The following is a 21,730-nucleotide window of genomic DNA, read 5'->3' on the forward strand; positions in this document are numbered from 1 at the left end:
TCCGACTCTCTTACCTATGCAATTTGCCTATCATTTTTAGATATGTAAAATGACATTTAGATCGTTTTACTTTCCAAATAGGCAACTGTGGACCGCAGAATTAAATTTCGTCACCTAGAGGCGTTCACCCACATTGCTCGGGCCAAAAGCCTGAAACGCGCGGCTGAGCAGCTACATCTGACGCAACCCGCGATTTCAAAAACGCTCAAGGACCTTGAGGTGATCATCGGCAAGCAGCTGATGGATCGCGGCCGTGCTGGTGTGCGGCTGACGCCCGAGGGCGAAGTATTCTTGACCTTTGCCGAACAAAGCATGCAAGCGCTGCAAACTGGATTAAGCAGCGTGGCCAGCATTGGGGCTGGCGGCAATCCCACATTGACCGTGGGCGCCCTGCCCAGTGTGGCAAGCCAACTGCTTCCGTGGGCGGTTCAGGATTTTCGGCAAAAGTCACCGGGTACGGTCGTGCAATTGCTTGAAGGACCCCACGAATATATGACTGACCGCCTGCGCGCGGGCGCTCTTGATCTCGCGGTTGGGCGTTTGGGACGGCCCGAAAGTATGGTCGGCCTATCCTTCACACAACTCTATTCCGAAGAAGTCGCGATTGTTGTTGCCCCAAACCATCCGTTGGCCGGTGCAACGCAGCTTGAACAGCTTGATGGATTCCCAATCATCTATCCACCGCAAGCAGCGGCGATCCGACCCTTGGTAGCAGGCAAACTGATCGCCTCGGGCCTTCCGCTGTTCAACAACCGGATCGAAAGCGCATCCGGCGAATTCGGACGTGCAATGGCCTTGGGCAAGGCGCAAGCAATATGGTTCATCTCACGCGGCGTCGTCGCCAATGATCTGGAAAGCGGGCGATTGGTGGCAATCGATATCGACATGTCGGCCACGACAGGCGCCATCGGGGTCATGGCAAGGTCCGAAGAAGTCCCCAGCGCAATCGCCCATCTATTCCGGCAAAGCCTGTTAGACTACGTGCAGTGCCCTTAGCCCAATGCCATCATGGCAGGTGCCACGGGGATTGGACGTGACAACACCACATCACGCAGCCGAGTGTATTGCGCATCACACTCAGCAATCCGGCACCAAACAGCACGGTAATATAGCTGCATCGTCAGCTGCATGAAATCATGAGCAAGTGCAGCTGGGTCGTAGGAATGCGTCACGTGAGTGCGTGCGGCACGCCAAGTATCGCGCAATGTCATAACGGCAGGATGGTCTGTCAATTCGCCGATCAAGGCATCAAACGCATCCGCGCCGTCACCAAGGCGCAAACCACGTGTCGCGGTCGCCAGAGAATGAATGCCATTCGCCCCTTCGTAGATCGACGTGATCCGCGCATCGCGCCATGTTTGCGATACTCGGTATTCGGTCAGATAACCGTATCCACCCAAAACCTGCATACCTAGATCAGCCGAGGTAATCCCCGCTTCGGTGCAAAACACTTTGCAAAGAGGCGTCAGAAAATCGACGAGGCCAGGACGGTCGCCCTTTTCAAGTTCCACCAAGGCAAGATGCGCCATCACGCGTGCGCCCATCGTCAGGGCGCGTTGGTCATCCAGCATGCGCTGCACGTCGGCATGATCGGCCAGAACGGCATCTGACGTGTCACGACGCCGCCCCTGTTTTCGTTCGGCGGCATATGCAGCGGCAATCGCATGGGCGCGACTAGCATGGGCTACGCCTTGAAGCGCGACATCAATCCGTGCGTGGTTCATCAGGGTGAACATCGCGGCCAGCCCGGTACCTTCTTGCCCAACCAATTCGGCGAACGCACCCTCAAACACCATCTGACAGGTGGGCGATGCATGCAGCCCCAACTTGTCTTCGATCCGTGTAACTTTGATCGTATTGCGTGCAGCAGCTTTGTTGGCGATGAATAGCGACAAACCCTTTACGCCCGAATTGGCATCCCCCGTCCGGGCAAGGATCAGATGCAGGATGTCATCCGACATGTCCTGATCGCCGCCCGAGATGAATATCTTTTCGCCATCAATACGCCAGCTGTTGCCGTCGCGGGTCGCCTTGGTCCGGATCCGCGACAGGTCAGACCCCGCTCCCGGTTCCGTGAGGCACATCGTCGATAGTGCCTCGCCACTTGCAAGCTTTGGAACCCATGTCGATTTTTGATCGTCCGTTCCAAACCGCATCAACGTCGCAATTGCGCCGGGCACCAGATTACAGACCATTTGCATGGCGTGGTTCGCACCGGAAAACACCTCTGACACCGCAGCGGCAATCAGATGGTTTTGCGCCATTCCGCCGAATTCCTCGGGGGCGCTTAGGCCCTGCCAGCCGCCTTCGGCCAATTCCGCGAACGCTGCGACAAATCCATCGGGCATCGTCACCCGGCCGTTATCAAACCGACAACCCTGACGGTCGCCGCTTTCGTTAAGCGGGGCGATCACACCTTCGGCGAAAGACGCGAAATGGGTGATGATCCCTTCGGCAAGTCCATCATCCCAATCAGCAACGCTGGCAGCGCCAGCAACACTGCGCAGCGAAAACAAGATGTCATCAACTGGCGCAGAGAATGGGGTCATTTTGACACCCCAAGCAGCCGCATCGCGTTTTCTTTTAAGATCAAGGGGCGAACCTCGTCTTTGAACTCTGCCTTATCAAAGGCATCAAGCCATTTTTCCGGGGCAATCATTGGCCAATCCGACCCGAACAACATCTTCTTTTTCAAAAGCGTATTGGCATAGCGAACAAGGATCGGAGGAAAGTACTTGGGCGACCAGCCAGACAGATCGATGTAAACGTTAGGCTTGTGGGTCGCGACCGAAAGCGCCTCTTCCTGCCACGGGAATGACGGGTGCGCGAGGATGATTGGCATGTCAGGGAAATCCACGGCGATATCATCCATATACATCGGGTTGGAATATTTCAGCCGCATCCCGTTGCCGCCGCGCATCCCTGATCCAACACCGGTTTGCCCGGTATGAAACAATGCAGGCTTACCCGATTCCGCGATCGCCTCGTACAGCACATAGGCGCTGCGATCATTGGGATAAAAACCCTGCATCGTGGGATGAAATTTGAACCCCTGAATGCCGTGGTTTTCAACCAGATCACGCGCCTCGCGTGCGCCGATCTTACCCTTTGCCGGGTCAATCGAAGCGAACGGGATCAGGATATCGTCATTTTTAGCGCAGGCATCGGCAACTTCGTAGTTGTCGTAACGGCGGTAGCCAGTCTCGCGCTCTGCATCGACAGGAAAGATCACGGCGGCGATGTTCTTTTCACGGTAGTGCGCCGCGGTTTCATCAATCGTTGGCGGATGTGCCCAAGGCGCACCAAAGTATTTCGCCATCGTCGATTGTAGTTCGTCATAGCCATCATCATCGTGGCAGCCGCAGGATTCTTCTGCGTGGGTATGAAAATCAATCGCGCGGACTTTGGAAAAATCGACCATCTGTTTGCTCCTTTAAACGCGGATCAGCGCGGGGTCTTCGTTATCGTACAAACGCTCAAGCAAGGTCGCACGGCGCGTCATGATTTTGCGGACGTTCAGCGACCCTTTGTCGGTGACTTCGGCGTCCTTCAATGATGGTGGTTCGGCCAAGATCATCGCGCGGCTGATCCGTTTCGCGGACCCCGTCGCGGCCTTTGCCATGTTGCGCAAACGTTCCTCGATCTGCGCCTGCAAGGCTGGATCAATGACCGCACCATCGGACGTATTGTCGCCATGTACTTGATCGGGACGCGGGAAAATGAACAGCCCAATCGCATCGCGGTCGTGGCCGCAAATGACAACATCTTGGACAAGACCGCGAAGCCCATCAAGTGCATCCAGCCGCAGCTTACCCGCCTGCACCCATGTACCTGTCAGCAGTTTGAAATCCTCGGACACGCGACCGTCAAATTTTAGACCGCGTTCAGGATCGTCATTGTCGACAAAGCGCATCGCGTCGCCAGTCAGCAAGAAACCATCTTCGTCAAATGCCTCCGCTGTTTTGACATTATCCGCGAAATAACCTGGCATAATGTTCTGCCCTTTGACGCGCACCTCGCAGCGCATTTCATCATCCGGCAGCAGTTTTACTTCGGTGCCCGGCAGCGGGACGCCAACAACACCCGAACGCCCGATGGGTTCGTGCAGCATGATCGTGGCAGGCGCAGTTTCGGTCATGCCCCAGCTGGAAATCATCAAAGGCAACTTACCACGTACCTCTAACGCCATTTCCTCGAGCCGGGTCCAGACATCTTGGGGCAGCGATGCGCCCGCATAGAAAATCATGTCGAGGTCTTTGAAATATGCCTCGCGCAGGGCGTGGTTGGTTTCCATTTCGGCAACCAGCATCGCAAAGCCAACAGGGACGTTGAACGACAACGTGCCGGGGCGCTCGATGATGCTGCGCGCGGTCTCGGCGAACAGTTTTTTGGTCGGCTTGCCAGCATCGATGGTCAGCGTACCACCATGGGCAAGCATCATGTTTACGTTATGCGATCCGCCGAACACATGGTTCCACGGCAGCCAGTCACAGATGCGCGGTGCACGTTCTTTGATAAACGGCAGAACCGAGGCCATCTGCGATTGGTTTGCACACATCATACGCTGCGTGGTCAAAACACCTTTGGGGTCAGAGGACGACCCAGACGTAAACAGAATTTTTGCTACCGTATCGGGCCCAGTCGTCGCCAACAGCGCATCGGCGTCGTGACTGTCATCCCCTGCAAGCAGTGCGTCAAAGCTAGTAACTTTGCCCGGCGCCCCGTCAGTTTTTGACGCAACAATCTCAACCTCGTCCAGCTGAGACAATGCCAATGCAGCAGCATATCGTCCTGCATCATCGACGAATGCCATCGCCGGTTTGACCTTGTCCAAAACATAGATCAAGCGGCCGTGCGCCTCGGGGATCAGCGAATATTGCTCGGCCAGTGGTACGGTCGGAACACCCGCATATTGCGCACCGAAAGATAGCAGTGCGTGATCAATCGAGTTACCGGACATGATCACAATTGGGGTTTCCTGTCCCATGCCACGACCCGCCAGCGACGTGGCAATCGCGCGGACCGCGGTAAGTGCCTGCGCATAGGTGACTTCGCGCCACGCGTCGCCTGTACGTTCGGCTAAAAATACCACGTCGGGGGTCTCACTCGCCCACTTGTGCAGCCAATCGGCTGTCCGATCCACGACTGGATCCAACGGAATTTTTGACGTTAAGATCAGGTTATCACCCGCCTGCGTCATTTCCACCGCATGAGCGCGTAAATTCAGGCCAGTTATCTTGTCCGTCATGGTGTTTACTCCTTGGCCCGTTCGGCGCGCAGTATGACCCGAGATAGGAGATCACGAATTTGATCATTCTCTTCGTCAGTTAAATCAGTAAAAAGGCGGTCTTCGTGTGCTTGAATTGCAGCCTCGGCCTGCTGCCAAAGCTTGCCGCCGGCTGTCGTCATAAACAGCGCATTGGTGCGGCGATCCCCCGCGACTGGCTTGCGTTCAATCGCACCGATCCGTTCCAGCTCATCCACGACAGCAACAACGCCGGATCGTTTGATTTTCAACACGTCCGATAGCTTTGTTTGCGATATACCGGGGTTAGCAGCCACAACTGCCAACGGTGCAAATGTACCAACCCGAAGCCCAAGCGGCACAAGAGTTTCGGTCATGTCTTCATGTACAACCAACAACGCACGTTTGATCCGGTATCCGGTAAACTGCTGCAGAAACCGATCTGCAGCAGTATCTCCGGAAACTTGGTCCTTAGGCGTATCGGACATCTTTCCCCCTTAATTGGCGACCAAATCGACCAGCCAGTAACTGAGCACTGGGAAGGCGATAAGGATGGCTATGCGGATAAATTCGGCCATGATGAATGGAATTGTACCGCGGAAAATTTGCGTCATTGGGATGTCTTTGGCCATCGCGGAAATGACGAATAGGTTCATCCCCACCGGCGGCGTAATCAGCCCCATTTCCACCACCACAAGCGAGATGATTCCGAACCACATCGCCTGCTGCTCAAAGGTCATCCCGAAATCAAGCGCCATGACGGTCGGAAAGAACACCGGCACAGTCAGCAAGATCATCGAAAGGCTGTCCATCAGACACCCCATGACCAGATAGAACACGACGATACCCAACAAGACCACCATCGGGGCGATGTCCGAGGTCGCAAAGTATTGCGCGACTTCCATCGGCATCCGGCTAAGCGCTAGCGCGACGTTGAATAGGTCGGCCCCAAACACAATCGCAAAGATCATTGCGGTTGAACCTGCCGTGTCGATCAGACTGTTCAGTATCGTCTTTGGCGTCAGGCCGCCTTTGATTGTGCCCAGCACCAGCGTCAGAACAACGCCAACTGCAGCACCCTGTGCAGGTGTAAAGAACCCGCCATAGATACCGCCTAAAACCACAACAAAGATCACCATCACGTGCCAGATATCGGCAAGCGCACGAAAGCGTTCCTTCATGTTTGACCGTTCGCTTGTTGGACCCTCTTCAGGGAACAGGTGGACGTAAATAGAAATTGCGATGATAAAGCCAACGACAGCCAAAATGCCTGGCACCGTGGCTGCAAGGAACAGTTTGACGATGTTTTGTTCGGTCAACAGCGCGTAGATGATCAACACCACAGATGGCGGGATCAGAATACCCAAGGTACCACCCGCAGCCAGCGAACCAGACGAAAGCGCACCAGAGAACCCGTGCTTGCGCATTTCAGGCATCGCAACCCGCGTCATCGTAGAAGCAGTTGCCAGTGAAGAACCTGAAATAGACCCAAACAAGGCGCAACCCGCGACCGCAGCCATGGCCAAACCGCCACGAAGATGGCCGATCCACGCCCGTGCGGCGTTAAAGATCGATGCGGAAATTCCAGAGTTGGTTGCCAAGTGCCCCATCAAGATGAACAGCGGCACAACCGACAGATCATATGACATGAATTTGTCGACCCACGCCGTACTGAGATAGGCCTTTAGCCCTGCGAGCGAACTAAGCTGTATATAGCCAAAGACACCGACCAGCGCCATCGCGAGCGCAATTGGAACCCGCAAGAAGATAAGAATGAACAACCCAACAACAAGAAGAAGGGCAAGTGTAAACGGGTCCATTATTCGGCCTCCATCGGGATAAGGCGCGGCATGAACACCGACAGGCCCATAAGTGCGGCAACGATTGCGGATAGTCCGGTGCCAAATACGGCCGGAACGTAAACCCACCAAACAGGCGCACGCAAAAGCATGGTCTTGTCACCGTAACCGTGGATTTCTTCGAGCCCGACGCTTAACCGCCAAGCAAGATAAGCCCAGCCCAAAGCGAAAAACAGCGTCCAGACGGCATCAACGGTCGTGTTGATTGCCCCCGGTAGTTTGCTTGTGAACACGTCGACCATGACGTGCCCTTTTGTCAGTTGGCACAACGGCAAAAACAGTGATGCGCTCGCGGCACAGGCCAATTCAACAAGTTCGAATTCGCCGCGCACAGCGCCGAATCCAACGGTGCTAGACAGCACCGAATACGTAACAACAAACGCCGCTCCGAAAATCACCAGCCCGCCAATCGCAGCGCTAGAGATGCAGACGGCATGCAAAAGCCGGTACAGGAGAGAGTTACTCTCTCCTGTCTGGTGAACAATCGGTTCAGACATGATCAGATCAGCCTGCGTCCAGCAGTTCGTTTGCGCGTGCCATCACAGCAGCACCATCGTGGCCCATGCCGTTCAGCTTTTCGATCCACGCTTCGTGAACTGGTACTGCTTCTTCCTGCCAAGACGCGATTTCTTCGGCTGGAATTTCAACGATTTCGTTGCCCTGTGCTTCGACAGCAGCTTTACCGCCAGCTTCGAATACGTCGAACTGGGCGCCCAAACGCTGTGACAACTGGATACCAGATGCAGCATCAACCGCCGCACGGATATCGTCAGACATGCCTTCGTATTTTGCTTCGTTCATGATGAATGCAAAGGTGTTCGAATACAGACCGCGCGACGCAGGTGCCGGAGCAGCGGTGTAAGATGTCAGTTCCTGTAACTTGAACGCAGGCACAACTTCGTATGGTAGGCAGCAACCGTCGATCACGCCGTTGGACAGACCAACAACCATGTCAGTGACCGGGAAGAACACGACCTCTGCACCAAGTGCAGTCAGCATGTCACCAGTAGATTGGTTCGGTGCGCGCAGTTTCAGACCTTGCAGGTCCGCTTTGCTAAGTACAGGGGCGTTACGTGTGTGCAGCTTGCCGCCATCGTGTGTGTGGAACGCAAGCGGCTTGATGCCGCGGTATTCGCCTTGGCCGAATTCATCCATCAATGTGTGCATCGCAACTGAAGACTTTTCAGCGTTGGTCACCATGAATGGGTTCGACATTGTTTCAGCGATTGGGAAACGGTCAGGCGTGTAAACTGGCAGTGTCCATGCGATATCGCAGATGCCCTGACGAACCTGATCAGCAAGCTGTGGCGGCTTACCACCCAACTGCATCGCTGGGAAAATCTGTACTTCTACAGCGCCGTTTGTGGCTTCGGACAGTTCAGAAGACCAAACCTCGAAGAACTGTTTTTGCATGGGTGCGACCGGTGGCAGAAAGTGGTGCAGGCGCAGCGTCACTTCGGCGGCGTTCAGATTAGAAACAAGCGCGGGTGTCGCAAGCGCGGCCCCCATCGAAGCAAGTGCCGTACGGCGTGTCATTGTTGTCATTTAGATTCCCCTGTTTTGGAAAAGATAGCTTCTTGGTTTCCCGGATTACCGGAAAACAGGTTTTCTTTTTTCTAAGAACGCCTTGAGCCCTTCTTCGGCATCCGCACTGGTCTGAGAGACCGCTGCAGCAAGACTTTCGGTAAACAATCCATCACTACGAGACATATCTGAAATCCGGCTAATCGCCTGAATCATCATATAATTTGAAAGTTGCGCATTTCGCGCGATCTTTCCAGCAAGTTCACGGGCCAAAGGCAGCGCCTCGCCCTCACCTACGGCATAATGGGTCAGACCCATCGCTAGACCTTCTTGGGCGTTATATTTACGCCCAGTCAGCATCATTTCACACATCCGGTCAGCACCCAGAATGCGACCGATCCGAACCGAAGCTCCGCCACCAACGTAAATGCCACGCCGCCCTTCGGGCAGCTGGAAAATGGTAGACGGTTCAGCAATACGCACATGCGTCGAGGCAGCCATCTCAAGCCCGCCACCAATCACAGCACCAAACATGGCCGACACAACTGGCAAGCCCGAGAACTGGATCGTATCCATGACCCGGTGCCAGTTACGCGAATGGCGCATCGTGCCTTCGGCGTCGCGCGCAACATGTTCAGAAAGGTCCAGACCAGAACAATAGTGCCCCGCAGTCCCGACCATAATCACAACACGCACACCTTCGGGCGGCTTTGCAAAGAACGCATCGATGTCATCAAGCAATTCATCGCACATCGCGTTCCGCTTGGCGGGACGGTTCATCGTCAATGTGGCAATCGGGCCATCAACGTCAATCAATAGAACAGGTTCTGTAGGCGTGTTGGACACTGTCTTTCCTTACTTAATCGGCATACGCGCAGCGGCATCAAGACGGATCACCGTACCGTTGAGCATGGGGTTCTCGACGATGCTTTGCACCAGTCGGGCATATTCATCGGCGTCGCCCATCCGTGATGGAAACGGCACCGCTTTTAGGATTTCGGCACGCACGTCGTCGGGCAAACCTGCACTCATTGAGGTCTCGAACAGGCCGGGTGCAATCGTCATGACCCGAATACCAAATCGCGCAAGTTCACGCGCGGCAGGCAAGGTCATCGACGCGATGCCACCCTTTGACGCGGAATAGGCGGCTTGGCCGATTTGACCATCTTCGAAGGCAACTGACGCGGTATTGATAATCACGCCCCGTTGCCCGTCCGCATTGATCGGGTCAGCGGCGGCCATCGCGCGCGCTGCGATATTCATTACCGCGTAGGTCCCCAATAAATTAACGCGCAAGGTCTTTTCAAAACTATCAATTGTCAGACTACCATCGCGCGGCAAAATACGGCTAGCGGTGCCAATCCCGGCACAGGAGACGACGACGCGCGGCACGCCGATCTCAACACCGATTTTTTCAAAAACGGCCTCTACTGCGGCGCTATCGGAAACATCCACGGAATACCCAACACCATCAATTTGGGACGCAATTTCATTGGCCGCGTCGCCGCTTAGATCAAGACAGGCTACTTTCGCGCCAAGTTGTGAGAAACGTTTTGCAGTCGCAGCGCCTAGGCCGCTGCCCGCACCGGTCACTACAACGCAAGTGTCCACTAATGTCATTATCGTCCTCCCTGCCGGAAAGCTTCATCATCCGAATTGTTATGTCAATGAACAATTGAACTCGATACTTTGACCGCGGCAGCGCGAGCGATACAACCCCTAAGCGCAAAACACATTTTTACTATTCCTATAAAGAACTTACGCTCAGCATAGGTCAACAAAAATATTATAAATTTTGCAGTGCAGCAAAGGTTATTGCAGGTGCAGAAACGACCAACGCCCTCTAAAAATGCAACCGTCAATTGCGGATCAAAGGTACTCACTCACCGGCAACTTTGATCAGCACGATTCCGCTTAGGCGGCTGTACCGATCCGTGTGATCTGGTCGCTTAGTGTCTGCGCAGCCGACAAACTGCGGGCGGTTGCCTGCGCCATCTGCGGTAGAATCATCCATTCAAGGGTCCACGCAGCGCCTGACCGTTCTTGTTCATGGACCATCGCATTGTGCATTCCGGCGACTTGGGTTGTATTAAAGCGCGCGAGCGTGACCAGCAATTCAGCGAGTACCGGGTTCTGTTTATGTGGCATCGCAGATGAACCGCCGCCGCCATCCATCCCAATCTCGCCGATGCCTTGCTGGGCCATCAGACAAACGTCTTGACCCATCTTGCCTAAGCTACCGCTGATCAGTGACAAAAGCCCCGCGTATTCGGCGATGCCATCGCGCATCGCATGCCATGCGCGCTTTGGGTTTTGCAGACCTAACTGCTGCGCCATATCAGCGGCAATCGCAGTCGCATTGTCAGCCAAAGCAGCACGGTTTCCGGCGGCACCGCCAAGCTGCAAACACTCAACACGCGGTTGGATCTGCGCAAGTCGCTCGATATGCGCTTCAAGCGGCTGCACCCATGTTTCCAAGCGGTCCGCCACCGTGATCGGGACAGCCGCCTGCATACGCGTACGGCCCATCATTTGGTTTTCACCAAACTGGGTAATCAATTTGCGCAGCGCAGCGACCAAACCAGTCAAACGTTCGTGCAATAGCGCGTTGAATTCCAGCACTGAAAGGGCCAGCGCAGTATCGATCACGTCTTGCGAGGTCGCACCGCTATGCACCGCCTTGGCGTTATCACCTGCCAGTGCTTTCAGTTGCGCAACCAATGCTGGGACAGGCAAACCATCGCGGCCTGATCCGACCTGTAGATCAGCAATGTCGGGCGTAAAGTCCGCTAACTGATCCGCGACTGTTGTAGCAACGTCTTCGGCTACGACCCCAGCACGACCCAGCGCGCGCGTAAACGCGACTTCGAAGGCCATCATATGTGCCAACTGACGGTCAGGGCCAAAGATCGCGCTTGCCTCTGCGTCGCCCAACAGGCCGCTAAGCCACGGGTGGTTAAAAACGTCAGTCATTGAGCGCGCCTCGCATGTTAGTGACAGTTGCCGCCACCCGTGTTGGGACCTCGATACACGGCAGATGCCCAACGCCTTCGATCACTTCCAGCGTGGCACCTTTGATCATCGTGGCAAGCTCTTGCAACAATGGAACAGGCGTCGACATATCCGCTGTCCCCGCAACACAATGGGTCGGTACAGTAAGCTGAGCGGTTTGTTCACGGTAGTCCGTGTCGCGGATTGCAGTACACACACCAGCATATCCCGCAGCCGAAGTGCGCACTAACATGTTGCGATACCCGGCAAGCGCCGCTGGCTGCGTCGAAAAATAGCCCGGCGAAAACCAGCGTTCCATGATCGCGTCCGCGATGGGCGCGATACCATCGGACTGCACGGCGTTGATCCGGGCGTTCCAACCGTCGGCATCGCCGATCTTTGCCCCTGTGCAGCACAAAACCAGCCCCGAGACCAAATCCGCACGCGTTGCGGCCAATCCCTGCGCGATAATTCCGCCGACTGAATCCCCACAAATCAGAGCATTTTTAATCTCCAACTGGTCCATCAACGCGGCAACATCAGCGACCAAAAGATTCATGGTGATCTCTGCGTCGTCGCTAAGGCCATGACCGCGTTTATCCATGCAAAGCACTGGTGTGTCGGGATCCATATCGGCGATGACTTCGTCCCAAATGCGGAAATCCGTTCCGAGTGAATTTAGGAACACCACCGGCAGGCCCGAACCCTCCCGAAACCGATAGTGTAGCGTCAAATCGTTTACATTAGCGAATGGCATTCGTTCGATCCTCAGGCTGTTTCGACTTTGCGCAGACCCAATATGTCGCGGGCTTGCTGCCAGGTCGCAACCGGGCGTGCATATTTTTCGCACAGGTCCACGGCCCGCTGCACCAAGGCTGCATTGGACGATGCCAGCGTGTTGCGATCCAGGCGCACGTTGTCTTCCAATCCAGTTCGCGTATGTCCGCCTTTAGCAATAGACCATTCATTGATCGTAAGCTGCGCTTGTCCGATCCCTGCAGCACACCACTGCGCGTCTGGCGCAAGGCGCTTAAGCGTTTCGATATAGAAATCAAAGATCCGCTCGTCCGCTGGCATCGCGTTCTTCACGCCCATCACGAACTGCACGTACAATGGCGACTTGAGCCGCCCATCGGCCGCCATGCGGGTCGCCTGCACGATGTGGCTTAGGTCGAATGCTTCGATCTCTGGCTTGACGTCATAGGTTTGCATTTCAGACGCCAACCAATCGACCAGATCAGGACTGTTTTCATAAACCCGCGTTGGGAAATTGTTAGAACCGACAGACAGTGACGCCATATCTGGACGCAGCGAAAGCATCCCGCCGCGATCACGCCCGGCACCTGAACGACCACCAGTGGACAGCTGCACAATCATACCGGGGCAGTGTTTTTCCAACCCTTCCTTAAGACGCGCAAAGCGATCGGGGTCCGATGTTGGTTTGCCTTCGTCATCACGGACGTGACAGTGGGCAATGGTCGCCCCTGCCTCAAATGCTTCTTGCGTGCTTTCGATCTGTTCGGAAATCGTGATCGGCACCGCCGGGTTATTTTCCTTGGTCGGAAGAGACCCCGTAATTGCGACGCAGATAATGCAAGGATTAGTCATAGTGCCCCCAAAAGTATTTGCGCCAATTAAATCAGGTTCATAGCCAGACCGCCAGTGACGCGCGGGACTTAGGCTTTTGGCATACCTTTGGGGCGCATCAGGCGTTTCTGCGCGGCAATGCGGAAAGGCGCATTTGGTGCACCGTAACCCGCATAGCCACCTTTGCGTTGAACGATCTCAAAGAACATTCCGCCCGCATATGGTTGCGAATAGAACTGGTAGAACGCGCCATTGGCATCTTCGTCATACAGAATACTGCCGGCCTTTAGCTTGGACAGCTTTTCGTCAGACAGCGTAAACCGCGCCGCCAAATCGGCATAGTAGTTGTCGGACATCGGTAGCGGCTTGAAGCCACGTTCGGCCATCGCGTCGCGTGTCGCAAAGATATCATCGGTGGCAAGCGCGATATGCTGAACCGACGCGCCAAAGCTATCGGCAAGGAAGTTCCCAGCCATGGTACGGTGGGTTTCGGCACCGTTTAGCGTGATACGGAAACTGCCGTCTTTGGTCTCTAATGCTTGGCTGCGCACCAACCCATCTGGGTCAACCACGTCAAACATCGGCGATTTCCCCATGCTGAACAACGACGTGTAAAACAGTGACCAGCTTAGCATCTCGTCATAGCTCATGGTCTGGGCAAGGTGGTCGATACTGCGCAAACCTGCGCCGGTACCGACATTTTCATCAGAGGTGAATTCGACAGACCAAACGTTGGAAAGACCGCTTTCTTCGTCGATGAAATGCATCACCGATCCGCTAAGACCACGGATCGCAGGGATATCCAATTCGCCGGGGCCAACCGGTTGGTTGAACGTATTTGCACCCAGCGCCATCGCACGCGCCACCGTCGCAGCGGCATTGTCGACAGACAGGCCAATATCACAAACTGTGGTGCCGTGCATGGTGTAGGCACTGCTGGCATAGCCTTCGGTTTCGCGGTTGACCACGATCCGGACATCGCCTTGCGTCCACAGCGCAAGGTTCTTTGCAATGTGATTGCCCGCCTTTTCAAAGCCCAGCGTTTGCAGCATCGCCTCTAGCTGTTCGGCCTCGGCGCCGCGCGATGCGAATTCAACGAATGATACGCCATCGACCCCGATACGTGGGGGCATTGCAGGCATATCGACGGTCACAGTGGGTTCTGCACGACGTACATCATCCATCAACGCGATCAGTGAACGGTGGCCGTCCTTGGCAATCGTTGTCGGACTACCGCCGCGGAATTGGTCGTTGAAAATCTCAAGACTGATCGGGCCACTATACCCCGTTGCCATGACAGCCTGCATGAAACCGGTAACGTCCAGATCGCCTTCGCCCGGCATGTTCCGGAAATGGCGTGACCAATACAGCAGGTCCATGTCGATCAGCGGTGCATCCGCCAGCTGTACAAAGAAAATCTTGTCGCCCGGCACGCTGCGGATCGAATTCGGGTCTAACTTGCGAGAAAGCGTATGAAAGCTGTCTACAATCAGCCCAACGTTTTCATGATCAGCGCGGCGCACGATTTCCCATGCATCACGGTGATCATCAACATGTTTACCCCACGCCAATGCCTCATAGCCGACACGCAACCCGCGTTTTGCAGCGCGTTCGCCCAGCTCATGGAAATCTGCAGCAGCGCGGTCGATGCCACCGATAGCTTCAGGATGGCAAGACGAACAGATCAGCACCAAATCGGTGCCGAGTTCCTGCATCAGGTCGAACTTGCGCTCTGCCCGGTCAAACGCTTTGGCGCGCAACGGCTCGGGCAGGCTTTCAAAATCGCGAAAGGGTTGGAACAACGTGATGTCCAACCCCATGTCGCGGATCATATTGCCCACATCGCGCGGACTGCCGTCATGCGCGATAAAGTCCTGTTCGAAAATCTCGATCCCATCGAACCCTGCCTTTTGAATGGCATCCAGTTTCTCAGGAAGGCTACCAGAGATAGAGACCGTGGCGATCGAGGTTTTCATGTTAGTATCCTAATACGGTTGGCAGCCAAGTGACTGTTTCAGGAACGAAAGTCAGAACAAGTAGAACGGCAACTTCAACCAAGAAGAACGGCAAGATCGCTTTGGTCAGTCGGGCCATCCCGACCCCGGCTATCCCTTCGGCAACGAATAGACACAGCCCAAGCGGTGGGGTGATCAGACCAATCATTAGGTTAAAGATAACCAAAATGCCGAAATGCACAGGATCGATGCCAAAGCTTACTGCGATTGGGTGCAGGATTGGCACCAGCACCAGCATCGCAGCGATGCCTTCTAAGAACAGACCTACGAACAAGAACAGAATGATCACAGCAATCAAGAAGGTCGTTTTGCTATCAACGTTACCCAACACCCAATCTGTCAGCATGTTTGGCACACGGTTATAGGTCAGCAACCAGTTCGCAGCAGATACAGCGGCGATAATGATCATAATGACCGCACTATCGCGCATGGCTTCGGTGAACAGCCGCGGCAGGGCGGAAATCTTGATCTTGCGGTAAACAAACGTACCGATGACAAGCGCATAAGCCACGGCAAAGCTGGCAGCCTCGGTCGGGGTGACGATACCCATCAGGATCGAACCAACAACAAACACCGGCATCAACAGCGGCAAGATACCACCAAGAAGCGCATCACGTGCTGGCTGTTTTTCTTCGTTCAGGGCAGCAGACGCTGCGTTGATCTTTTTCATGTCGACGGTCAGCATGACGTAGACGGACAAGAAAACAGCCAACAGCAGACCCGGAATGATCCCAGCCATGAACAAAGCAGGCACGGACACACCCGTTACGATCAACGCATAGATGATCACAGGAATAGATGGCGGGATAATCGGGCCGATAACAGATGAAGCGGCAGTCAACGCAGCAGCATAGGCGCGGTCATAACCGTGCTTTTCCATCTCTGGAATGAACACGCGGCCAATGGCAGAGGTGTCAGCAACCGCAGACCCAGAAAGACCAGCAAAGATAACAGAGGCCCAGATGTTCACCATCGCGAGGCCCGCACGCATGCGTCCGACTAGGACGTTCGCAAATGCGATAATCCGGCCCGTGATACCGCTTTCGTTCATTAGTTCACCAGCCAGAACGAACAACGGAATGGCAAGCAGCGGATAGGAGTTCAGACCATTGAAAAGCTCTGTCGCGACGATGCGCAGATTGTAGGGCGCGTCGCCGGTGGCCATGAAATAGGAAAGCGAAGCAAGGATAGCAAAGGCAATCGGCGCGCCAATCAAAAGGCCCGCGATCAAGATAACGTAGATCATATTACAGTCTCCGCAGCGCGGTTGCACGCTCGATGAATTTCAGTACGGCAGCCAGCGTGATCATCGCGCCGCCGATAACCAGCGCGTATTGGTATGGTCCAAGCGTACCAAGCGCATCTAACGCCTTGATACCGGTCGCATCACCCAACCAACGCGAAAGGCCAAACATACCCGACGACATCGTGTCACCACGGCGGTCGACAAAAGCCAGCGCAGAAAGAACAAGCATCACACCGGTCACGGCCATCAGCACATCACCAAGGATAAACATGATCGTCTTGCGGCGTTCATTCAGAAAATCGATCACGATTGTGAAACGGATGTGGCGGTCTTGCATATAGGCCAGCGCGACACCGAACATGACACCGTAAACAGCAAGGTAAACGGGCAGTTCCTCACCCCATTGGACGGATTGTCCGACAGTGTAGCGACGCAGCGAATTTACAAAAATGATTACAAAAACCAGCCCCATTGAAAGGCCAGCCCCCCAACCGAATATTCGGCTTACGAGTGAATTCAGTTTGGTCATTTGGCTGGCTCCTACATGGCTCGTAGATTGGTAGGCGAAACCTAAATGCCGCCTACCAATGTGTTTCGTTACTGCGCCGCAGCGGCAGCAGCTTGCAGTTGGTCGATCCAAGCAGCGTCGTCACCCAGTTCGCCGCGCAGGAATTCTACGACAGCTGGCTGTGCTTTTTCAGCAAACATTGCCAATTCATCAGCAGTCGGAGAGTAAACCTGCATGCCTTCGGCTTGAACAGCCAGAACGCCTTCGGCAGATGTCCACTGCTGGATTGAACGCCCCATGTTACCCGCGACAACTGCCGCACGTGCAACGACTTCTTGCTCTGCCGCAGTCAATGACTGGAAGAACTCATCGCTGATGACAAGGAAATCAGCCGCATAAACGTGGCCGTCAAGCGTCATGTATTTTTGCAACTGGTGCAGGCCGTTGTTATAGATAACGCCAACAGGGTTTTCCTGACCGTCAACAACACCAGTAGAAAGCGCGTTTGGCAGTTCTGTCCATGCGATTGGAGTTGGCTCACCGCCAAGACCGCTAACCATTTCCAGATACAGCGGGATAGGCTGCACGCGGAACTTCAGACCTTCCATGTCTGCGGGTGTGCGAATTTCACGTGTGTTGTTTGTGAAGTTACGGAAACCAGTTTCGCCGTACGCCAAAGTACGCATACCAGTCTGCTCTAGGCAGTGCTCGCCCAGTGCTTCGCCGAATTCACCGTCAAGAACGTCCCAAGCAACAGTCGCGGATGCGAATGTGTAAGGGATATCCAGAACAGATGCTGCTGGGCAAGCTTTGGACATTGCGCCAGAAACGATTGCCATTTGCAGCAGGCCTTCTTGAACCTGACCAACCAGTTCGTCTTCGTTGCCCAAAGCGCCCGCTGGGAAGATCTCAACTGACAGACCAGTTTCACCTTCGACGATGTTACGGAAAATCTGTGCAGCAGCACCTTTTTTAGAGCCCGTCCATTCGTCTGGATCAACGTGCGCGATGCGAATGGTTTGCGCCTGTGCAACAGATGTCGCAAGCGCCATAACAACCGCTGTAGAAGCGGCGATGGATTTAAATGTGAAACGCATGGTATCCTCCCTTTTGCGTATAGTACTGCTTTCGCAGCGTCGTTTATGAGGTCATAGCCTCAAAAGTTGCTTTCATCCGGGCCGCGTCTGGCTGACGCCCGGTGAAAAGTTCGAACGCTCTAACAGCCTGATAAACGGCCATTCCAGAACCGGGCAGCACGCGGCAGCCTTTGGCACGCGCGGCGGCCAGCAATTCAGTTTCAAGCGGAAAGTAAACAATGTCAGCGACCCACATTTCAGGGCGCAATAAGGATACCGGGTAAGACGTGCCCGGCAGTTTGGCCATTCCGACCGGAGTCGCGTTCACAATACCATCAGGAGCAAGGTCTAGCATCTCCTTAAGATCAGCTACATCAACGATGATACCTTTGTGCGCCGCCGCAATTTGCGATTGCAAAGCAACAGCACGACCATGGTCGCTGTCGGCGATTGTCAGACGCTGCACATCCAAAGACGCAAGCGCGTGCGCAACGGCCACGCCAGCGCCCCCAGCACCAATCTGCAAGACATGGTTAAGGTTTGCGCCGGGCATGTTTTGGCGAAAGCCCTCTTGGAAACCCACTTTATCAGTGTTGTGACCAATCCGCTTACCGTCTTTGAACACAACTGTGTTCACCGCACCGATCGCGCGCGCATTATCTGAAAGGCTATCCAACAGCGGCATAACGTCAATTTTATATGGAAAAGTGATGTTCAGGCCGGAAAAGCCGCAAATTTCTGCGGCATCAATTATTTGTTTTAGCGGACGATCACCGCCCGGAAACTGATCAACATCAAGCAACTGATAGATGATCCGCTGGCCCTGCGCAGCACCTTCGGCCATGTGCATCCGTGGGGTACGTGAACTTTGAATTCCACGCCCAACGAGCCCAATAACCAAATCATCATGTACGCCAGAATCAACTGCGATAGATTGTTGCGATGTCATTTACGTCCTCCCACCCCAACGAATCTAAACCCTGTCCGCTGGAACGAGCACAATGAACCACGCGGTTAATTGCCTGTCAATCACTTTGAACCAATCGGTTAATTGCGAAGGGCGTAAATTGCGGCTAAGGATGTCACATGACAGCCGAAGCAAAACCCAAAGCCTCTCGCCAACGTGCAACATGGAAGCAAGACCCCGAGGCCGTGAAGGCCGACATTCTACGGGTCGCGCGAGAAGAATTTGCAGCACACGGGCTGTCGGGCGCGCGGGCGCAAGAAATTGCTTCGCGCACCAAGACGTCAAAGCGGATGATCTTTTACTACTTTAAAGACAAGGAAAGCCTGTATCGTGAGGTACTTGAGCAAGCTTACCGTGACGTACGAAACGGTGAAAAAGCCTTAGAGCTTGAAAACCTAGATCCGGTCGCTGCGCTGCGAAAACTAGTGTCCTATACCTTCGATCATCACCGCCAAAACGAAGACTTCATCCGGCTTGTGATGATTGAAAACATCCATGGCGGATCACATGTCGCAGCCTCTGAAACCATCCGGGAAGGAAACTCTCCGGCGGTTGAACAGCTTGAAGAAATTTTAAAACGCGGCACCCAACAAGGTATATTCAGACGCGACATCGACCCGCTTCAGCTCCACTGGAAGATTAGTGGTCTGTGCTTTTTTAACGTCTCGAACGAATCGACTTTCTCTGTCATTTTCGGCGACAAAATAGCCACACCAGAGGGGCAAATTGCGCTGAGAGACGACATTGTTTGCACAATTGTCAAATCAGTTCTCGCTTAGTGACCCCCTCAAATCCAGCCTTAACCAATACATATTTTCCATAAAAATAGGCAATTTATCGCCACAAAAACCGGCAAGGTTGCACCAGCATGTGTCACTAATGCTGCGATTGCAAAAAACCTAACCCAATCCTAAAATCCGCCAAGTTTTCGCCGCATTCTTCAAACAGTCACGGACGCGGATAACAAAACAATTTTAACAAAATCAAGGGATTGTAATATGGTGACGTTGAACAGGTGTTTCTGGGTAGCCCAAGCTGGTCTACTGGCAGCTGTGCCTGCCATGGCCGAGGTTACGCTCGAATCGATGGACCGAACAATTCGCGTCTCGGGCGAGCTGATCAAATTTGAAAACGATCAGTATACGATTGCATCAGGTCTTGGTGAGCTCGTGATCGACAGCGATAAGGTGACATGCAGCGGCGAAGATTGCCCAGAACTTGCAGATGAGCTGAACCAGCTAATCCGCATCGCCTCTACCCCTGCTTTCACATCCGAGCTGCTGCCAGAACTGATGGAAGAACTTGCGACGCAAAGCGACGCGAGCCTTCAGCTTGTCGTTCAGCAAACGATATCGCAATCAGGTCTTATTCTTGGCGAAGGTGGTTTGCTTTATGGTAACTTCCAGATCCAAAGCAGCGACACATCTTCTGCGTTTGAGAAGCTGTATAATGGCGAAGTCGAAATCGTATTCTCAGAGCGTCGCGCAACAAACGCCGAAGTCGAACGTTTTATTGATGCGGGGCTTGGCAATCTGAACGACCCAGAAAATGAAACCATTTTTGGTCAAGATGCGCTTGCTGCGGTTGTCTCGCCTGACAACCCAGTAAAATCCATTAGCGTCGCACAAACCGAAGCAATCTTTTCTGGTCAGATCAGTAACTGGAGCGAAATCGGTGGGACCGATTTGCCCATCTCGCTGTACGTTCCATCAGATGGCGGTGAATTATCAGACTACTTTACTCGCGCAATTCTAGACCAAAACTTCTCGTCCTTCTCACCAAACGTGGACCGGACACGAAGCTCTGATGAGCTGGACGCACTGGTCGCAAGCCAACCGGGCGCAATTGCACTTCTTTCTACGGCAGACAACAAACTTGCTCGTCCGGTACGCTTGGCGTCAGCTTGTGGGATCATCTCTGAACCAGACACATTCGCAATCCGCTCAGAAGACTACCCGCTTAGCCGTCGTTTGTACGCATACACAACCAATCGCGTTTCACCATCCTTGCTGCGTCGTATGATTACCATCATGCAAAGCCCCAAGGGTCAAAGCATCGTCACCAACGCCGGTTTCGTAAGCCTTGATTCAGAAACTGCGACTCTGGACGCATTCGGTCAGCAATTGGCGTATTCCTTGGCGGCGCCAGAACAAAGCGGCGAACTGTACAACATGCAGCAGTTCACACGCGAAGTTTTGAATTCTGAACGCCTGTCGACGACTTTCCGTTTCTCAAGCGGGTCCAGCCAGATCGATAACAAAGCGCGTGCCGATGCGATCCGTCTTTCAGAATTGCTTGAACGCCCTGAATACGAAGGCATCGAAATGCTACTGATCGGCTTCACCGATTCCATCGGTAAAAGCGAATTGAACACAGTTCTATCGCGTCGTCGCGCTGCGCAAATTCGTGATGAAATTCTGGCAGCTAGTGCCGGTCGGATTGATCCAAATACCATCACTACGTTGGGCTTTGGTGCTGCATCTCCTGCTGCGTGTAACAATGATGAAGACGGACGCCAAATCAACCGCCGTGTTGAAATCTGGCTTCGCTAAGCACGCTAACACTGGGTCGCTCTATGGTTGTGATGCTTCGTATGATAGGATTTAGAAACCACATGACGAAGTTCGCAACCACCGGCCCTATTTTAAACACGAATGTGCCGCCACTTTGCCAAAACCAAACGCGAAAGTGCCCGTCACAATGGAGACGTAA

Annotated in this window: 20 protein-coding genes; 3 read left to right on the top strand and 17 right to left on the bottom strand. The window is 54.1% G+C overall.

Annotated elements, in window-relative coordinates; translation table 11 throughout:
* The first annotated feature begins 87 nt into the window (after positions 1-87).
* On the top strand, positions 88-996 hold the full coding sequence (gene pcaQ, locus CYQ09_RS13445) for a pca operon transcription factor PcaQ (RefSeq protein ID WP_106745937.1): 909 nt from the start codon (positions 88-90) through the stop codon (positions 994-996).
* Here the strand turns inward: pcaQ and CYQ09_RS13450 are convergent.
* The 17 genes from CYQ09_RS13450 to CYQ09_RS13530 all read right to left on the bottom strand — a co-directional run bounded on the left by CYQ09_RS13450 (position 993) and on the right by CYQ09_RS13530 (position 19,000).
* Positions 993-2,549, bottom strand: coding sequence for an acyl-CoA dehydrogenase family protein (locus CYQ09_RS13450; protein ID WP_106745938.1), 1,557 nt, complete (start codon positions 2,547-2,549; stop codon positions 993-995). The genes pcaQ and CYQ09_RS13450 overlap by 4 nt on opposite strands.
* Positions 2,546-3,421, bottom strand: coding sequence for an amidohydrolase family protein (locus CYQ09_RS13455; RefSeq protein ID WP_106358441.1), 876 nt, complete (start codon positions 3,419-3,421; stop codon positions 2,546-2,548). The genes CYQ09_RS13450 and CYQ09_RS13455 overlap by 4 nt, the downstream gene beginning before the upstream one ends.
* Before the next feature lie 12 nt (positions 3,422-3,433).
* Positions 3,434-5,248, bottom strand: coding sequence for a feruloyl-CoA synthase (locus CYQ09_RS13460; protein ID WP_106745939.1), 1,815 nt, complete (start codon positions 5,246-5,248; stop codon positions 3,434-3,436).
* Between the two features lie 5 nt (positions 5,249-5,253).
* Positions 5,254-5,733 (bottom strand): MarR family winged helix-turn-helix transcriptional regulator, encoded by a 480-nt coding sequence (locus CYQ09_RS13465; protein ID WP_106745940.1) that lies wholly within the window; start codon positions 5,731-5,733, stop codon positions 5,254-5,256.
* 9 nt (positions 5,734-5,742) lie between these two features.
* Positions 5,743-7,065, bottom strand: a complete 1,323-nt coding sequence (locus CYQ09_RS13470) for a TRAP transporter large permease (protein ID WP_106745941.1) — start codon at positions 7,063-7,065, stop codon at positions 5,743-5,745.
* Positions 7,065-7,601, bottom strand: coding sequence for a TRAP transporter small permease (locus CYQ09_RS13475; RefSeq protein WP_106745942.1), 537 nt, complete (start codon positions 7,599-7,601; stop codon positions 7,065-7,067). Before CYQ09_RS13475 ends, CYQ09_RS13470 begins: the two co-directional genes overlap by 1 nt.
* Positions 7,602-7,608: 7 nt before the next feature.
* The gene (locus CYQ09_RS13480; protein WP_239495953.1) at positions 7,609-8,649 is read right to left on the bottom strand and encodes a TRAP transporter substrate-binding protein; all 1,041 of its coding nucleotides are present in this window, start codon (positions 8,647-8,649) and stop codon (positions 7,609-7,611) included.
* Between the two features lie 45 nt (positions 8,650-8,694).
* Positions 8,695-9,474 (bottom strand): crotonase/enoyl-CoA hydratase family protein, encoded by a 780-nt coding sequence (locus tag CYQ09_RS13485; protein WP_275425372.1) that lies wholly within the window; start codon positions 9,472-9,474, stop codon positions 8,695-8,697.
* Between the two features lie 9 nt (positions 9,475-9,483).
* Positions 9,484-10,248, bottom strand: coding sequence for an SDR family NAD(P)-dependent oxidoreductase (locus CYQ09_RS13490; protein WP_106745943.1), 765 nt, complete (start codon positions 10,246-10,248; stop codon positions 9,484-9,486).
* 294 nt (positions 10,249-10,542) lie between these two features.
* Complete coding sequence (locus CYQ09_RS13495; protein ID WP_106745944.1) at positions 10,543-11,601, bottom strand: 3-carboxy-cis,cis-muconate cycloisomerase; 1,059 nt, start codon at positions 11,599-11,601, stop codon at positions 10,543-10,545.
* Positions 11,594-12,376, bottom strand: coding sequence for a 3-oxoadipate enol-lactonase (gene pcaD / locus CYQ09_RS13500; RefSeq protein WP_106745945.1), 783 nt, complete (start codon positions 12,374-12,376; stop codon positions 11,594-11,596). Before pcaD ends, CYQ09_RS13495 begins: the two co-directional genes overlap by 8 nt.
* Positions 12,377-12,387: 11 nt before the next feature.
* Entirely contained in the window at positions 12,388-13,227 is an 840-nt protein-coding gene (locus tag CYQ09_RS13505) for a 3-keto-5-aminohexanoate cleavage protein (protein ID WP_106745946.1), read from the bottom strand.
* Between the two features lie 68 nt (positions 13,228-13,295).
* Positions 13,296-15,182 carry a bifunctional sugar phosphate isomerase/epimerase/4-hydroxyphenylpyruvate dioxygenase family protein gene (locus tag CYQ09_RS13510; protein WP_106745947.1) on the bottom strand — a complete coding sequence of 629 codons (1,887 nt, stop codon included), beginning with the start codon at positions 15,180-15,182 and terminating at the stop codon, positions 13,296-13,298.
* Position 15,183: 1 nt separating this feature from the next.
* Positions 15,184-16,467, bottom strand: coding sequence for a TRAP transporter large permease (locus CYQ09_RS13515; protein ID WP_106745948.1), 1,284 nt, complete (start codon positions 16,465-16,467; stop codon positions 15,184-15,186).
* Between the two features lies 1 nt (position 16,468).
* Positions 16,469-16,996, bottom strand: a complete 528-nt coding sequence (locus CYQ09_RS13520) for a TRAP transporter small permease (RefSeq protein ID WP_106745949.1) — start codon at positions 16,994-16,996, stop codon at positions 16,469-16,471.
* Positions 16,997-17,064: 68 nt separating this feature from the next.
* Positions 17,065-18,072, bottom strand: a complete 1,008-nt coding sequence (locus CYQ09_RS13525) for a DctP family TRAP transporter solute-binding subunit (RefSeq protein WP_106745950.1) — start codon at positions 18,070-18,072, stop codon at positions 17,065-17,067.
* 43 nt (positions 18,073-18,115) lie between these two features.
* The gene (locus CYQ09_RS13530; protein WP_106745951.1) at positions 18,116-19,000 is read right to left on the bottom strand and encodes a shikimate dehydrogenase; all 885 of its coding nucleotides are present in this window, start codon (positions 18,998-19,000) and stop codon (positions 18,116-18,118) included.
* Positions 19,001-19,137: 137 nt separating this feature from the next.
* Between CYQ09_RS13530 and CYQ09_RS13535 the strand changes: the two genes are divergently transcribed.
* Positions 19,138-19,797 carry a TetR/AcrR family transcriptional regulator gene (locus CYQ09_RS13535; RefSeq protein ID WP_106745952.1) on the top strand — a complete coding sequence of 220 codons (660 nt, stop codon included), beginning with the start codon at positions 19,138-19,140 and terminating at the stop codon, positions 19,795-19,797.
* Between the two features lie 219 nt (positions 19,798-20,016).
* Positions 20,017-21,570, top strand: coding sequence for a phosphate ABC transporter substrate-binding/OmpA family protein (locus CYQ09_RS13540; protein ID WP_106745953.1), 1,554 nt, complete (start codon positions 20,017-20,019; stop codon positions 21,568-21,570).
* Positions 21,571-21,730 lie beyond the last annotated feature (160 nt).

Source organism: Yoonia maritima (genome assembly GCF_002933395.1).
In the GTDB taxonomy this organism is placed as follows: domain Bacteria; phylum Pseudomonadota; class Alphaproteobacteria; order Rhodobacterales; family Rhodobacteraceae; genus Yoonia; species Yoonia maritima_A.